Below are 15,538 nucleotides of genomic sequence, written 5' to 3' on the forward strand. Positions count from 1 at the left end.
GATGCCGACCTCTGCTCGACCCCAGAGGAAATCTGCGGCACCACTCAGATCCGGACATCCCCTGGCACAGCATGCCGTCCGTTCCGTGGGACGGAGTGACGGCCCCGGGTGCCGCCCGGCTACCCTGGCCTGGTGCGCCCTCCGCCGAAGGCGCAAAGCCGACAGCCGTCGCATCCCAGGGAGTACATCCATGGCCTCGTCGCCGACCCCTTCCGCCGACAGCCGGAACCGAGCCCAAGCCCTCCGTGAGGCCCTCGCCGAGCGGGTGGTGGTGGCCGACGGTGCCATGGGCACCATGCTCCAGGCGCAGGATCCCAGCCTCGACGACTTCCAGGACCTCGAAGGCTGCAACGAGATCCTGAACGTCACGCGCCCCGACATCGTGCGTTCCGTGCACCAGGAGTACTTCTCCGTCGGCGTCGACTGCGTCGAGACGAACACCTTCGGCGCCAACCTGGCGGCCCTCGGCGAGTACGACATCGCCGAGCGGGTCTTCGAGCTCTCCGAGTCCGGCGCGCGCATCGCCCGCGAGGTCGCCGACGAGTTCACCGCCTCCACCGGACAGCAGCGCTGGGTGCTCGGCTCCATGGGCCCGGGTACGAAGCTGCCGACCCTCGGCCACGCCCCGTACGGCAAGCTCCGGGACGCCTACCAGCAGAACGCCGAGGGTCTGATCGCCGGAGGCGCCGACGCCCTCCTGGTCGAGACCACCCAGGACCTCCTGCAGACCAAGGCCGCGATCATCGGCGCCCGCCGCGCCCTGGAGACCGGCGGTGCGAATCTCCCGGTGATCTGCTCCGTCACCGTCGAGACGACCGGCACGATGCTGCTCGGCTCCGAGATCGGCGCGGCGCTCACCGCTCTGGAGCCTCTCGGCATCGATCTCATCGGCCTGAACTGCGCCACCGGCCCCGCCGAGATGAGCGAGCACCTTCGCTACCTCGCCCGCCACTCCGGCATCCCGCTCGCCTGCATGCCCAACGCCGGCCTCCCCGTCCTGGGCAAGGACGGCGCGCACTACCCGCTCTCCCCGGGCGAGCTGGCCGACGCCCAGGAGACCTTCGTCCGCGAGTACGGCCTCTCCCTGGTCGGCGGCTGTTGCGGTACGACCCCGGAGCACCTGCGCCAGGTCGTCGAGCGGGTACGGGGCGTCGCCGTCACCGCCCGCGCCCCGCACCCCGAACCGGGCGCCGCGTCCCTGTACCAGACCGTCCCGTTCCGCCAGGACACCTCGTACCTCGCGATCGGTGAGCGTACGAACGCCAACGGATCGAAGAAGTTCCGCGAGGCCATGCTGGAGGCCCGCTGGGACGACTGCGTGGAGATGGCCCGCGACCAGATCCGCGAGGGCGCCCACATGCTCGACCTCTGCGTCGACTACGTGGGCCGCGACGGAGTCGCGGACATGGAGGAGCTGGCCGGGCGCTTCGCGACCGCCTCCACGCTCCCCATCGTGCTCGACTCCACCGAGCTGCCCGTCCTGCGGGCCGGCCTGGAGAAGCTCGGCGGCCGAGCCGTCCTCAACTCCGTCAACTACGAGGACGGTGACGGTCCCGAGTCCCGCTTCGCCAAGGTCACCGCGCTGGCCGCCGAGCACGGCGCCGCGCTGATCGCCCTGACCATCGACGAGGAGGGCCAGGCCCGCACCGTCGAGCACAAGGTCGCCGTCGCCGAGCGGCTCATCGAGGACCTGACCGGCAACTGGGGCATCAAGGAGTCGGACATCCTCGTCGACACCCTGACCTTCACCATCTGCACCGGCCAGGAGGAGTCCCGGGGCGACGGCATCGCCACCATCGGGGCCATCCGCGAGCTCAAGAAGCGCCACCCGGACGTGCAGACCACACTCGGCCTGTCCAACATCTCCTTCGGCCTCAACCCGGCCGCCCGCGTCGTGCTCAACTCCGTCTTCCTCGACGAGTGCGTCAAGGCCGGTCTCGACTCCGCGATCGTGCACGCCTCCAAGATCCTGCCGATCGCGCGCCTCGACGAGGAACAGGTCAAGGTCGCGCTCGACCTCGTCTACGACCGCCGGTCCGAGGGCTACGACCCCCTCCAGAAGCTCATGGAGCTCTTCGAGGGCGTCAGCACGAAGTCCATGAAGGCGGGCAAGGCCGAGGAACTCCTCGCCCTGCCGCTCGACGAGCGCCTCCAGCGACGCATCATCGACGGCGAGAAGAACGGCCTGACGACCGACCTCGACGAGGCCCTGCGGACCCGGCCGGCCCTCGACATCGTCAACGACACCCTTCTGGAGGGCATGAAGGTCGTCGGCGAGCTCTTCGGCTCCGGCCAGATGCAGCTGCCGTTCGTGCTCCAGTCCGCCGAGGTCATGAAGTCCGCGGTCGCCCATCTGGAACCGCACATGGAGAAGTCCGACGCCGAGGGCAAGGGCACCATCGTCCTGGCCACCGTCCGCGGCGACGTCCATGACATCGGCAAGAACCTCGTCGACATCATCCTGTCCAACAACGGCTACAACGTCGTGAACCTCGGCATCAAGCAGCCCGTCTCCGCGATTCTGGAAGCCGCCGCGGAGCACCGCGCCGACGTCATCGGCATGTCCGGCCTCCTGGTGAAGTCCACCGTGATCATGAAGGAGAACCTGGAGGAGCTGAACCAGCGCAAGCTGGCCGCCGACTTCCCGGTGATCCTCGGCGGTGCGGCCCTCACCCGCGCCTACGTCGAGCAGGACCTCCACGAGATCTATGAGGGCGAGGTCCGCTACGCCCGCGACGCGTTCGAGGGACTGCGCCTGATGGACGCCCTGATCGCGGTCAAGCGCGGCGTTCCCGGCGCCACCCTCCCCGAACTCAAGCAGCGCCGCGTTCCCAAGCGGGACACGGCGGTCCTGGAGGTCGACGAGCCCGAGGAGGGCGTCCGCTCCGACGTCGCCGTCGACAACCCGGTCCCCGCCCCGCCGTTCTGGGGCACCCGGGTCGTCAAGGGCATCCAGCTCAAGGAGTACGCGTCCTGGCTGGACGAGGGCGCGCTCTTCAAGGGCCAGTGGGGCCTCAAGCAGGCCCGTGCCGGTGACGGCCCGACGTACGAGGAACTGGTCGAGGCCGAGGGCCGCCCGCACCTGCGCGGCTGGCTCGACAAGCTGCACACCGAGAACCTGCTGGAGGCGGCCGTCGTCTACGGCTACTTCCCCTGCGTCTCCAAGGGCGACGACCTGATCCTGCTCCACGAGGACGGCTCCGAGCGCACCCGCTTCACCTTCCCGCGCCAGCGCCGCGGCCGCCGCCTCTGCCTCGCGGACTTCTTCCGCCCCGAGGAGTCCGGCGAGACGGATGTGATCGGCCTCCAGGTCGTCACCGTCGGCTCGAAGATCGGCGGCGAGACCGCCGAGCTCTTCGAGGCCAACGCCTACCGCGACTACCTGGAGCTGCACGGCCTGTCCGTACAGCTGGCCGAGGCCCTCGCCGAGTACTGGCACGCCCGTGTCCGCTCCGAGCTGGGCTTCGGCGGCGAGGACCCCGCCGAGGTCGAGGACATGTTCGCGCTGAAGTACCGCGGCGCGCGCTTCTCGCTCGGCTACGGGGCCTGCCCCGACCTGGAGGACCGGGCGAAGATCGCCGAGCTGCTCCAGCCCGAGCGGATCGGCGTGCACCTCTCCGAGGAGTTCCAGCTGCACCCGGAGCAGTCCACCGACGCGATCGTCATCCACCACCCGGAGGCGAAGTACTTCAACGCGCGGTAGAAGCGGCAGAACGCCGTTCAACGCGCGGTGGGGCGCTGTTCAGCGCACCGTCGTCGGACACGTCGTAGACTGGTCGGTCCAGTGAAGGCCGGTCGCCCTTCCCACGGGAAAGGGCGGCCGGCCTTCTCGTCCCCCATGGAAGGTGTGCCGGATGACCAGCACGGTTCCCGCGTCCCTGACCCGCACGGCCGAAGGTGCCGCGCTGCAGGCCGTCCTGCTCGACATGGACGGCACCCTCGTCGACACCGAGGGCTTCTGGTGGGACGCGGAGGTGGAGGTCTTCGCCGAGCTCGGACACCAGCTCGACGTGGCCTGGCGGGACGTGGTGGTCGGCGGGCCGATGACCCGCAGCGCCGGCTACCTGATGGAGGTCACCGGCGCGGACATCACCCTCGCGGAACTCACCGTGCTGCTCAACGACCGCTTCGAGAGACGCATCGGGCGCGGTGTGCCGCTGATGCCGGGCGCGGCACGGCTGCTGACGGAGCTGGCCAGGCACGAGGTTCCCACCGCCCTGGTCTCCGCCTCGCACCGGCGGATCATCGACCGGGTCCTGGACTCCGTGGGGCACCACCACTTCTCCCTGACCGTCGCGGGCGACGAGGTCACCCGTACCAAGCCGCACCCGGAGCCCTACCTCACCGCCGCATCGGGCTTCGGGGCGGCACCCGAGCGCTGCGCGGTCATCGAGGACACCGCGACGGGCGTCGCGGCGGCGGAGGCCGCGGGCTGCCGGGTGGTCGCCGTACCGTCCGTCGCGCCGATCGCCCCCGCGTCCGGCCGGGTGGTCGTCGGTTCGCTCGAAGAAGTCGATCTCGCATTTCTCCGGGGGCTGGTCACGGGAATGCAGTGATCTCGCGCCGGGAGTGTTTCTGTGAATGAATCGAAAAACTCTCGGCGGTGGACCGTGCGTTTTCTGTCGTACGCGTGTGTGTGCGGGGCGGCCACGCGACAGGAAAGGGAAAGGTTCGGCGTGAGCTTTATCACGTGAATGACCTCCGAAGGATTCTCAAGATCATTCCGCTGTCCGTTTTGGTGCGTCGAAGTGTCCCGATTGCTGATTTCTTGCACGAAACCTTCCTGGCCGGAGAATAGGCGTCACCGCTATTCCCCCGCGCCGCTCGATTACGCGTCGGGGCCCCTCCGTTCCGGCATGGGCCGCGGCGCCCACTAATGTCGCTCTCTCCACGCACGGATGAGGGGGAGCGCCCAGGATGAACCGCAAGACTCCGGTGCTGCCGGTCGTCGTCGGCCTGCTCGCACCCGTACTCGCCGCCTGCGGCACGACGAACGACGAGGGCCGGGGCGAGACCCCCGTCGTTGTCGGCACCACGGACCGGTTCGTCGCCTCCCAGGCCAACCCCGCGCCGCTCGACCCCGCCGTCGGCTACGAGTCCGGCGTCTGGAACGTGCTGCGGCAGACCGTGCAAACCCTGGTGCATGTGCCGCGCGGCGGCGGCGAACCGGTCCCCGAAGCCGCGGAGAACTGCCGCTTCACGGACACGCAGAACGAGAGCTACCGCTGCACGCTGCGCAGCGGTCTGACGTTCGCCGACGGCCGCGCCATCACCGCCGACGACGTGAAGTACTCCATCGAGCGCGTCATCCGCATCGACGCCGCCGGAGGCCCCGTCGAACTGCTCGCCGGCATCGACACGATCGAGACCCTGGGAGACCGCGAGGTCATCTTCCACCTCCGTACGCCGGACGCCACGTTCCCCTACAAGCTCGCCACCCCGGCCGCCGGGATCGTGTCGCGGAGCAGATACGCGGCGAACTCCGCGCGAGCCGGATTCCAGGTCGACGGCTCGGGCCCGTACATCATGAAACCGGAAGTCGAGCACCAGCGGATCGTCAAGATCCTCTTCACCAAGAACCCCCGCTACAAGGGTGATCTGAAGGTACGGAACGACGAGGTCGAGCTGGATCTCTTCCCCGACGCGCAGGCCATGGGAAAGGCCTTCGACGACCGGAAGATCGGCATGATGACCCGCGCCATGTCGCCCGAGCAGTCCCGGCACCTGCTCGAAAAACCCGAAAAAGACACCAAACTCATCGAGATGCCCGGCCTGGCGATCAGCTGTCTCGCTTTCGACACCAGCGACCCGGCCGTGAAGAACAAGGCCGTCCGCCAGGCCCTGGCCCAGGTCGTCGACCGCGGCGAGATCGCGAGCGAGGTGTACGGCAACACCGTCGAGCCGCTGTACTCGCTGATCCCGCCCGGTGTCACCGCGCACACCAACGCGTTCTACAACAAGTACGGCGAGCCCAGCACCACGAAGGCGGCGGCGATCCTGCGCGCCGCGCACGTCCGCACACCGGTGAAACTCACCCTGCACTACACGACCGACCGCTACGGCGCCGACACCGCGACCGAGTTCGAGACCCTGAGGAAGCAGTTCAACGACACCGGACTGTTCGATGTCTCCATCAAGGGCACCACGTGGGAGAAGTACCGTGCCGCCCAGGTGCGAGGCGACTACGCCGTCCACGGCGTCAACTGGGTTCCCGACTTCCCTGACCCCGACAACTACACGGCGCCGTTCCTCGACAAGGACAACTTCCTCCACTCGCCCTACACGTCGGCCCTGATCCAGAAGACGCTCATCCCGCAGTCCCGCCGCGAGACCGACCGCACCGCCACGGCCAGGACCTTCCAGCAGATCCAGGAGACCGTCGCCGCCGACGTTCCCGTACTGCCGATCTGGCAGGGCAAGCAGTACGTCGCCTCCCGCGAGGAACTGACCGGTGTCGAGTGGGCGGTCAACTCCTCCGCGGATCTCCGGCTCTGGGAGCTGGGCGGCGCGAAGAGGTGAGCAAGGGCGGCGTCCCCGGCCGGGCAAGGGCCTGAGCGGGCGGTGCCCCCGACCGGGCGCCGGCTGCGAGGCCGATTCCCGCCGAACCGCTCACCGGGCGCCGGGCTCCACCGGTCCGCTCACCGGGCGCCGCGGGCCGCTCACTGCTGGGCTCCGGGGCGCACCAGGCCGCTCTCGTAGGCGTACACGGCAGCCTGTACCCGGTCGCGCAGACCGAGCTTGGTCAGCACATGACCGACATGCGTCTTGACCGTCGTCTCGCTGACGAACAGGTCCGCGGCGATCTCCGCGTTCGACAGGCCGCGCGCCACCAGCTTCAGCACCTCGACCTCACGGTCCGTCAGCGTGTGCAGGATGTCCGGCACCGGCTCCTCGCCGGACGGCAGGTGGTCCGCGTACTTGTCGAGCAGCCTGCGGGTGATGCTCGGGGCGAGCATGGCCTCGCCCGCCGCGACCACCCGGATGGCCTGCACCAGCTCATGGGCCGGAGCGTCCTTCAGCAGGAAGCCGCTGGCGCCGGCGCGCAGCGCCTCCACCACGTACTCGTCGAGATCGAACGTGGTCAGCACGAGGACCTTCGCGGGGCCGTCCCGGCCGGGACCGGTGATCTGACGCGTCGCCTCGACGCCGTCCATCCGCGGCATACGGATGTCCATCAGCACCACATCGGGCTGCAGCGCCCGCACCTGGTCGAGAGCCTGGAGACCGTCACCGGCCTCGCCCACCACCGCGAGATCCCCCTCCGCCTCAAGGATCATCCGGAAGCCGGTACGCAGCAGCGGTTGGTCGTCGACCAGTAGGACGCGGATAGCCACAGGGTCTCCTTAAGGTCCTTCGAGGGCCACAGGCCGGCCGGCCTCAGCGCGGACCGGCTCCATTCTGCCCTGGGCATTCTGCTCCGCGTCCGCCGGGCGTACAGGCAATGGATATACCGGGGGTGTGCCCCCGAATTCGGGACAGACCGACTGGTGGTCGCACCAGCCGCAGAGCTTCGTCGGACGGGGCCGCCACTCGCCCGTCTCCGTCGCCCGCCGGATCGCGTCCCAGAGCGCCAGCAGCTTGCGCTCGACGCGTTCCAGATCCGCCACCACCGGGTCGTACGTCATGATGTCGCCGCTGCCGAGGTAGACGAGCTGGAGCCGGCGCGGCACCACGCCCTTCAGCCGCCAGATCACCAGGGCGTAGAACTTCATCTGGAAGAGCGCGCCCTCCGCGTACTCCGGGCGCGGTGCCTTCCCCGTCTTGTAGTCGACGATCCGGACCTCACCGGTCGGCGCCACGTCGATACGGTCGATCACCCCACGCAGCCGCAGCCCCGACTCCAGCTCCGTCTCGACGAACAGCTCCCGCTCGGCGGGCTCCAGACGCGTCGGATCCTCCAGCGAGAACCACCGCTCCACCAGGCTCTCCGCCTCCGAGAGCCAACGCCCCAGCCGCTCGCCCTCCGCATCCTCCGCGAACAGCTCCGAAAGCTCCGGCTTCGACTCCAGCAGGCGGTCCCACTGGCCGGGAATCAGCGCGGTGGCCCGGCCGGCCGTGCGCTCCACCGCCGGGTTGTCGAAGAGCCGCTCCAGCACGGCATGCACCAGAGTGCCCCGGGTAGCCGCCTCGCTGGGCTTCTCCGGCAGTTTGTCGATGACCCGGAAGCGGTACAGCAGAGGGCACTGCATGAAATCGCTCGCCCGCGACGGCGACAGGGACGAAGGCGGCTGAGGAGGCCGCTGCAGGGAGGTCATGTCGCAGACCCTACGGCCCGCCACTGACAGCGGGCGCATACCATCGACCCCACACCCTCGAACACTGCATGATCCTGCCGTACGGCACCGACCGAAGGGACCCCGTGGACGAGAGCGGCGACAGCGGGCGGCCGCAGCCAGGCGCGGGGGGAACGGCCCCCGGCACCGGCCCCGACAAGGGAGAGCCGCGACGCCCCGACGAGCCCGGTGGCGGCCTGCTCATGGGCCGTCCCTTCGGCGTGCCCGTGTACGTCGCGCCCAGCTGGTTCCTCGTGGCCGCACTGATCACCTGGGTCTTCGGAGGCCAGCTCGAACGGGTCCTGCCCGAGCTCGGCGCGGCCCGCTATCTGGTCTCCCTCTTCTTCGCGATCGCCTTCTATGCCTCTGTACTCGTCCACGAACTCGCCCACACGGTCGTCGCGCTGCGCTTCAAACTGCCGGTGCGCCGCATCCAGCTCCAGTTCTTCGGCGGCGTCTCCGAGATCGAGAAGGAGTCCGAGACCCCCGGCCAGGAGTTTCTCCTCGCCTTCGTCGGCCCCCTGCTCTCCCTGGTGCTCGCCGGAGTCTTCTATGCGGGGATGACGCTCGTCGAGCCCGGCACGGTGCCCGGCGTCCTCCTCGCCGGACTGATGATCTCCAACCTCCTGGTGGCCGCCTTCAACCTCCTCCCCGGCCTCCCGCTCGACGGCGGACGGATGCTCCGCGCCGTCGTCTGGAAGATCACCGGGCGGCCGATGAGCGGCACCGTCGCCGCCGCCTGGGTCGGCCGCGCACTCGCCGTCGTCACCCTCATCGGCCTCCCGCTGCTCACCCACACCGGCTCCCTCGGGAACGACCCCCAGTCCCTGAGCGGCCTGGACACCGTCACCGACGCGCTGCTCGCCGCCATCCTCGCGGCCATCATCTGGACCGGCGCGGGCAACAGCCTGCGCATGGCCCGGCTGCGCGAACACCTCCCCGAACTGCGCGCCCGCACCCTCACCCGGCGGGCCGTCCCGGTGGAGGCCGCCACCCCGCTCTCCGAGGCCCTGCGCCGCGCCAACGAGGCGGGCGCCCGCGCCCTCGTCGTCGTCGACGGACTCGGCGAACCCCGGGGCATCGTCCGCGAGACGGCCATCGTCTCCGTACCCGAACACCGCCGCCCCTGGGTCGCCGTCAGCGGCCTCGCCCAGGACCTCACCGAGGGCATGAAGATCTCCGCCGAGCTGGCCGGCGAAGCACTCCTGGACAGGCTCAAGACCAACCCCGCCACCGAATACCTCGTCCTTGAGGAGACCGGCGAGATCTACGGCGTACTGTCCACCACCGATGTCGAACGGGCATTCGTCGCAGCTCTGGCCAGGCCGGCCGCCTGACCCCCCCGGCAGCCGCCCGGGCTCGCGATCGGAGCGCGGGGAAACACCGGTACGCTGGTCACATGTCTGAACCGACCGGTGCCGCCCGCCGACGCGGGCCCTTCAAGGTCGGGGACCAGGTCCAGCTCACCGATCCCAAGGGACGCCACTACACCTTCACGCTCGAAGCCGGAAAGAACTTCCACACCCACAAGGGTTCTTTCCCGCACGACGAGCTGATCGGTGCCCCCGAGGGCAGTGTTGTCCGTACCACGGGAAACGTCGCCTACCTCGCGCTGCGCCCCCTGCTCCCCGACTACGTCCTGTCCATGCCCCGCGGCGCCGCCGTGGTCTACCCCAAGGACGCGGGGCAGATCCTGGCCTTCGCCGACATCTTCCCCGGCGCCCGCGTCGTGGAAGCCGGCGTCGGCTCCGGCTCGCTCTCCACCTTCCTGCTGCGCGCCATCGGGGACCAGGGCATGCTGCACTCCTACGAGCGCCGCGAGGACTTCGCCGAGATCGCCCGGCAGAACGTGGAACGCTACTTCGGTGAACCGCACCCCGCCTGGCAGCTCACCGTCGGCGACCTCCAGGACAACCTCTCGGACACCGACGTCGACCGTGTCGTCCTCGACATGCTCGCCCCCTGGGAGTGCCTGGAGGCCGTCTCCAAGGCACTCGTCCCCGGTGGCATCCTCTGCGCCTACGTCGCGACCACCACCCAGCTCGCGCGGACCGTCGAGTCCATCCGCGAGATGGGCAGCTTCGCCGAACCGCAGCCCTGGGAATCGATGATCCGCAACTGGCACGTCGAGGGCCTGGCCGTCCGCCCGGACCACCGTATGATCGGCCACACCGGCTTCCTCGTCACGGCCCGCCGCCTGGCCGACGGTGTGGAGGCCCCGCTGCGCCGCCGCCGCCCCGCCAAGGGCGCCTATGGCGAGGACTACGACGGTCCCGGCAGCCAGAGCGGCTCCTCCCGCGGCTGAGCCGCGCAACGTACCGGCGCCGCCGCCGAGTTCCCGGACCGACCCGGGAACTCGGCGGCGGCGCCCTCTCGTTGCCGTGGGGGTGGCGCCTGCGCTGCCCACCCCCACCGTTCCGCCGGCCCGGGAGGTGTGGCACGATGCTGGCCACCCCGCGCAGCCGCTGACATTCCACCGGCGACACTCACCCAGGCATCCTCGGACCACAGGAACCACAGGAGACATCCCGCGTGCAGACCTCCGAGCTCCCGGACCTCGCGCACACCGCCACCACGCCGATGCACTGGCTCGGCACGGCAACCGCCATGGCCGCTGTCGTCGCAGTCGCCGGAATGCTCCAGTCGAACCCCTCGGCCTCCGCCTCGCCCCCTCACCGCACCACGGCACAGCACGGCACCGCGCCGGTCGCCGCACCCGATCCGGAGCGGGTGGCCTTCCCCCTGGAATGCGGCGGGCTCGGGAACACCGTGGCCGAACAGGCCCCCGGCGACCTCGACGGCGACGGCCGTCCCGAGACCGTCGCCGTGGTCCACTGCGCCGCCGGATCCGGCACCCCGCCCAGTGGCGTCTACGTGCTGACGCAAGGAAGCGGGGCCGCACCCAGGATCGTGGCGACCCTGGTGGACCCCGCCCAGAAGATGAGCGTCGCCGATTTCACGGTGCGCTCGGGCACCATCTCCGCCACACTGCTCGGCTACTCCTCGGCCTCAGTGCCGCGCTGCTGCCCGGACCAGCAGGAGAAGGTCACCTGGCAGTGGCGGGGCGGCGCGTTCGTCCGCACCACCCAGGACGCCCCGAGCAGCGCCTGAGCGGTCACCGCGCGTCATGGCCGCCGTCCGGAACCGCCGGATCAGACGGCCTCGGGACCGTAGACCTCGACCCTGTCCGCAACACGGCGTACATGAATGCAATCGCCGGGGCACTCCTTGGCCGAATCGACCACATCCTGGAGCAGTGGCAGCGGTACCGGCGTCGTCGCGCCCCTGTCCTGCAGCAGTTCGTCGTCGTCGCTCTTCACATAGGCCAGACCGTCGATGTCCAGCTCGAACACCTCGGGCGCGTACTGCACGCAGATACCGTCCCCCGTGCAGAGGTCCTGGTCGATCCAGACCTCCAGATCCTGTGCGTCGCCGCCGGTGGGAGCGTCCTGCTGCACGGTCATTTCTCCTGCCGTTCCCTGTGTATCCGAACCAAAAGTGGCCAGCCCTGACGGCTGTTGATCGGTTCGACGATACAACCGGCCGCTTTCCGATGTTGAAGGGTGGGTATTCCCCTGTCACGAGGGGGAACGCAAGGGTGAAGATCGGACACGCCCCGCAGTCTTTGTGATCTAGGGGTTTCAATCTTCACCCACCCAGGTAGGGTCAGGAAGCGTCCAGCTCCCCTTGGAGGAGGTGAGGACCGTGGCAGCCCACGACGACGACATCAACCGCGGCATCCGGCCCGGGCGGGGGTCCGAAGACCCAGCCGGCCAGGTCGCCTATCTCGAGCAGGAAATCGCCGTCCTGCGACGTAAGCTCGCCGACTCTCCGCGTCATACGAGGATTCTCGAAGAGCGGATCGTCGAGTTGCAGACCAACCTGGCGGGCGTGTCCGCGCAGAATGAGCGGCTCGCCAACACACTCCGCGAGGCCCGCGACCAGATTGTGGCCCTCAAGGAAGAAGTCGACCGGCTCGCACAGCCGCCGGCCGGTTTCGGCGTGTTCTTGCAGGGCAATGAGGACGGCACTTGTGACATCTTCACCGGGGGCCGCAAGCTCCGGGTGAATGTCAGCCCCGGTGTCGAGCTCGACGACCTCCGGCGCGGCCAGGAAGTCATGCTCAACGAAGCGCTCAACGTGGTCGACGCCATGGAATTCGAGCGGGCCGGGGACATTGTCACCCTCAAGGAAATCCTTGAGGACGGCGAGCGGGCCCTGGTCATCGGGCACACCGACGAGGAACGGGTGGTAAGGCTCGCCGAGCCGCTGCTGGACATCACCATCCGCCCCGGCGACGCCCTGCTGCTCGAACCCAGGTCGGGCTACGTCTACGAAGTAGTTCCCAAGAGCGAGGTCGAAGAGCTCGTCCTGGAGGAAGTGCCGGACATCGACTACGACAAGATCGGCGGCCTGGGCGACCAGATCGAGCTGATCCGGGACGCGGTCGAGCTCCCCTACCTCCACCCCGACCTCTTCAAGGAACACGAACTGCGGCCGCCGAAGGGCATCCTGCTCTACGGCCCGCCCGGGTGCGGCAAGACACTCATTGCCAAGGCAGTGGCCAACTCCCTTGCCAAGAAGGTCGCCGAAGTCACCGGACAGCCCGCGGGAAAGAGCTACTTCCTCAATATCAAGGGCCCGGAACTCCTCAACAAGTACGTCGGCGAGACCGAGCGGCACATCCGCCTGGTCTTCCAGCGTGCCCGCGAGAAGGCGAGCGAGGGCACGCCCGTCATCGTCTTCTTCGACGAGATGGAGTCTCTCTTCCGTACCCGCGGATCCGGGGTCAGCTCGGACGTGGAGAACACCATCGTCCCCCAGCTGCTCGCCGAGATCGACGGCGTCGAGGGCCTGGAGAACGTCATCGTCATCGGCGCCTCCAACCGCGAGGACATGATCGACCCCGCGATCCTGCGCCCCGGCCGCCTCGACGTGAAGATCAAGATCGAGCGCCCCGACGCAGAGGCCGCGAAGGACATCTTCGCGAAGTACCTCACGCCGTCGCTGCCCCTGCACGCGGACGACCTCTCGGAGCACACCGGCTCCAAGGAGGCCGCCGCGCACGCCATGATCCAGTCGGTCGTCGAGCGGATGTACACCGAGTCCGAGGAGAACCGCTTCCTCGAGGTCACGTACGCCAACGGCGACAAGGAAGTCCTTTACTTCAAGGACTTCAACTCCGGCGCGATGATCCAGAACATCGTCGACCGGGCCAAGAAGATGGCCATCAAGGCATTCCTCGACCAGGGCCAGAAAGGCCTTCGCGTCTCCCATCTCCTCCAGGCATGCGTGGACGAGTTCAAGGAGAACGAGGACCTGCCGAACACCACGAACCCGGACGACTGGGCCAGGATCTCCGGCAAGAAGGGCGAGCGGATCGTCTTCATCCGTACGCTCGTCACCGGAAAGCAGGGCGCGGACACCGGCCGGTCCATCGACACGGTGGCGAATACCGGGCAGTACCTGTAGAACGCGGACCGGCTGCGGACGCCCGGTCGGGTGTCCGCAGCCGGTTGCTTTCCGGACAGCTCGCGCGACACCGCAGCAATGACGTATTTGATCTCCCCACCAGCGCAGAGTCGCTCTAGGCTCGTGCGTACCGCCCGGTCGCGCAGTGCGGGGACGGGCACCGCACACGCATCGGACAAGCAGCGGTACTTGAGCGCCGCCCCCTCAAGGGAGCGCCGCCGGGCAAGGAGGGCCGCATGACCGTACGGCGAGTAATGGGCATCGAGACGGAGTACGGGATCTCCGTCCCCGGCCACCCCAACGCCAATGCCATGCTCACCTCGTCCCAGATCGTCAACGCCTACGCAGCGGCGATGCACCGGGCGCGCCGCGCCCGCTGGGACTTCGAGGAGGAGAACCCGCTGCGGGACGCGCGAGGCTTCGACCTCGCCCGCGAGACCGCGGACTCCAGCCAGCTCACCGACGAGGACATCGGTCTTGCCAATGTCATCCTCACCAACGGGGCCCGGCTCTACGTCGACCACGCTCACCCGGAGTACAGCTCCCCGGAGGTCACCAATCCGCGGGACGCGGTCCTCTGGGACAAGGCCGGCGAGCGCATCATGGCCGAAGCGGCCGAACGAGCGGCCCAGCTTCCCGGCGCCCAGCCGATCCACCTCTACAAGAACAACACCGACAACAAGGGCGCCTCGTACGGCACGCACGAGAACTACCTGATGAAGCGGGAAACCCCGTTCTCCGACATCGTGCGCCATCTGACGCCGTTCTTCGTCTCCCGCCAGGTGGTCACGGGGGCGGGGCGGGTGGGAATCGGCCAGGACGGCCACGAGCACGGGTTCCAGATCAGTCAGCGCGCCGATTACTTCGAGGTCGAGGTCGGGCTGGAGACCACTCTCAAGCGCCCCATCATCAACACCCGGGACGAACCCCACTCCGACGCCGAGAAGTACCGTCGGCTCCATGTGATCATCGGTGACGCGAACCTTTCGGAGATCTCCACCTATCTCAAGCTCGGTACCACCGCTCTGGTCCTCTCCATGATCGAGGACGGCTTCATCAACGTCGATCTGGCGGTCGACCAGCCGGTACGCACCCTGCACCACGTCTCCCACGATCCGACGCTGAAGTATCAGGTCACGCTGCGCAGCGGTCGTACGCTCACCGCGGTACAGCTCCAGATGGAGTACTTCGAGCTGGGCCGCAAGTACGTCGAGGAGCGGTACGGGGCGGACGCGGACGAGCAGACCAAGGACGTCCTGATCCGCTGGGAGGACACCCTCAACCGGCTGGAGAACGATCCGATGAGCCTGTCCGGGGAGCTCGACTGGATCGCCAAGCGGGAGCTCATGGAGGGCTACCGCCGCCGCGACAGCCTCGACTGGGATGCGCCCCGGCTCCACCTCGTGGATCTCCAGTACGCCGATGTGCGGGCCGAGAAGGGCCTCTACAACCGTCTGGCGGCCCGCGGGAAGATGAAGCGCCTGCTGGACGAGGACGCGGTCGAGAAGGCCCGTACGGGGCCTCCGGAGGACACCAGGGCCTATTTCCGCGGGCGCTGCCTGGAGCAGTACGCGGACGACGTGGCCGCGGCCTCCTGGGACTCGGTCATCTTCGACCTGCCGGGTCATGACTCGCTGCAACGGGTACCCACCCTGGAGCCGCTTCGCGGCACCCGCGATCACGTCAAGGAGCTCCTGGACCGGTGCCGCACGGCGGAAGAGCTGGTCCAGCTGCTGTCGGGCGGCTGAAAGGGCCGTGATCGGGGAAACATCGAGATGACCCCCGGACGTTGA

General features: G+C 68.7%; 11 protein-coding genes. 8 read left to right on the forward strand and 3 right to left on the reverse strand.

All coding sequences use genetic code 11. From position 1 onward, the window contains the following. The first annotated feature begins 190 nt into the window (after positions 1-190). From metH to ACFVUT_RS04160, 3 genes are all read left to right on the forward strand, one after another. Positions 191-3,703: a methionine synthase gene (metH, locus tag ACFVUT_RS04150; RefSeq protein WP_389655171.1), complete on the forward strand. Its 3,513-nt coding sequence runs from the start codon at positions 191-193 to the stop codon at positions 3,701-3,703. A gap of 151 nt (positions 3,704-3,854) precedes the next feature. Further along, positions 3,855-4,556: an HAD family hydrolase gene (locus ACFVUT_RS04155; RefSeq protein ID WP_389655173.1), complete on the forward strand. Its 702-nt coding sequence runs from the start codon at positions 3,855-3,857 to the stop codon at positions 4,554-4,556. A gap of 361 nt (positions 4,557-4,917) precedes the next feature. Then, complete coding sequence (locus tag ACFVUT_RS04160) at positions 4,918-6,519, forward strand: ABC transporter substrate-binding protein (protein ID WP_389655175.1); 1,602 nt, start codon at positions 4,918-4,920, stop codon at positions 6,517-6,519. Between the two features lie 140 nt (positions 6,520-6,659). Here ACFVUT_RS04160 and ACFVUT_RS04165 read toward each other — a convergent pair whose 3' ends face one another. Both ACFVUT_RS04165 and ACFVUT_RS04170 read right to left on the reverse strand, forming a co-directional pair. Further along, positions 6,660-7,334 carry a response regulator gene (locus ACFVUT_RS04165; RefSeq protein WP_389655177.1) on the reverse strand — a complete coding sequence of 225 codons (675 nt, stop codon included), beginning with the start codon at positions 7,332-7,334 and terminating at the stop codon, positions 6,660-6,662. Between the two features lie 9 nt (positions 7,335-7,343). Beyond that, a complete protein-coding gene (locus ACFVUT_RS04170) occupies positions 7,344-8,189 on the reverse strand; it encodes a RecB family exonuclease (RefSeq protein WP_389655185.1) in 846 nt (281 codons plus the stop codon). 170 nt (positions 8,190-8,359) lie between these two features. Here ACFVUT_RS04170 and ACFVUT_RS04175 point away from each other — a divergent pair, with 170 nt between their 5' ends. The 3 genes from ACFVUT_RS04175 (at position 8,360) to ACFVUT_RS04185 (ending at position 11,384) form a co-directional block, all read left to right on the forward strand. After that, positions 8,360-9,610, forward strand: a complete 1,251-nt coding sequence (locus ACFVUT_RS04175) for a site-2 protease family protein (protein WP_389655187.1) — start codon at positions 8,360-8,362, stop codon at positions 9,608-9,610. A gap of 62 nt (positions 9,611-9,672) precedes the next feature. After that, positions 9,673-10,578 (forward strand): tRNA (adenine-N1)-methyltransferase, encoded by a 906-nt coding sequence (locus tag ACFVUT_RS04180; protein ID WP_389655179.1) that lies wholly within the window; start codon positions 9,673-9,675, stop codon positions 10,576-10,578. 227 nt (positions 10,579-10,805) lie between these two features. Then, a complete protein-coding gene (locus ACFVUT_RS04185) occupies positions 10,806-11,384 on the forward strand; it encodes a hypothetical protein (protein ID WP_389646886.1) in 579 nt (192 codons plus the stop codon). 41 nt (positions 11,385-11,425) lie between these two features. On the opposite strand, the gene ACFVUT_RS04190 is transcribed toward ACFVUT_RS04185, so the two are convergent. Then, the gene (locus ACFVUT_RS04190) at positions 11,426-11,737 is read right to left on the reverse strand and encodes a ferredoxin (RefSeq protein ID WP_389646889.1); all 312 of its coding nucleotides are present in this window, start codon (positions 11,735-11,737) and stop codon (positions 11,426-11,428) included. Between the two features lie 241 nt (positions 11,738-11,978). Here ACFVUT_RS04190 and arc point away from each other — a divergent pair, with 241 nt between their 5' ends. Beyond that, positions 11,979-13,745 carry a proteasome ATPase gene (gene arc, locus ACFVUT_RS04195; RefSeq protein WP_389646892.1) on the forward strand — a complete coding sequence of 589 codons (1,767 nt, stop codon included), beginning with the start codon at positions 11,979-11,981 and terminating at the stop codon, positions 13,743-13,745. Positions 13,746-13,981: 236 nt separating this feature from the next. Continuing rightward, positions 13,982-15,493 carry a depupylase/deamidase Dop gene (dop, locus tag ACFVUT_RS04200; RefSeq protein ID WP_389646895.1) on the forward strand — a complete coding sequence of 504 codons (1,512 nt, stop codon included), beginning with the start codon at positions 13,982-13,984 and terminating at the stop codon, positions 15,491-15,493. Positions 15,494-15,538 lie beyond the last annotated feature (45 nt).

The sequence above is a fragment of the Streptomyces sp. NPDC058051 genome (assembly GCF_042885475.1).
In the GTDB taxonomy this organism is placed as follows: Bacteria; Actinomycetota; Actinomycetes; order Streptomycetales; family Streptomycetaceae; genus Streptomyces.

Excerpts from the sequence above, each read along its gene's own strand:
- ACFVUT_RS04190 (WP_389646889.1), bottom strand. The coding sequence starts at position 11,737 with ATGACCGTGCAGCAGGACGCTCCCACCGGCGGCGACGCACAGGATCTG.
- ACFVUT_RS04170 (WP_389655185.1), bottom strand. The coding sequence starts at position 8,189 with ATGCAGTGCCCTCTGCTGTACCGCTTCCGGGTCATCGACAAACTGCCG.
- ACFVUT_RS04180 (WP_389655179.1), top strand. The coding sequence starts at position 9,673 with ATGTCTGAACCGACCGGTGCCGCCCGCCGACGCGGGCCCTTCAAGGTC.
- dop (WP_389646895.1), top strand. The coding sequence starts at position 13,982 with ATGACCGTACGGCGAGTAATGGGCATCGAGACGGAGTACGGGATCTCC.
- ACFVUT_RS04155 (WP_389655173.1), top strand. The coding sequence starts at position 3,855 with ATGACCAGCACGGTTCCCGCGTCCCTGACCCGCACGGCCGAAGGTGCC.
- ACFVUT_RS04160 (WP_389655175.1), top strand. The coding sequence starts at position 4,918 with ATGAACCGCAAGACTCCGGTGCTGCCGGTCGTCGTCGGCCTGCTCGCA.
- metH (WP_389655171.1), top strand. The coding sequence starts at position 191 with ATGGCCTCGTCGCCGACCCCTTCCGCCGACAGCCGGAACCGAGCCCAA.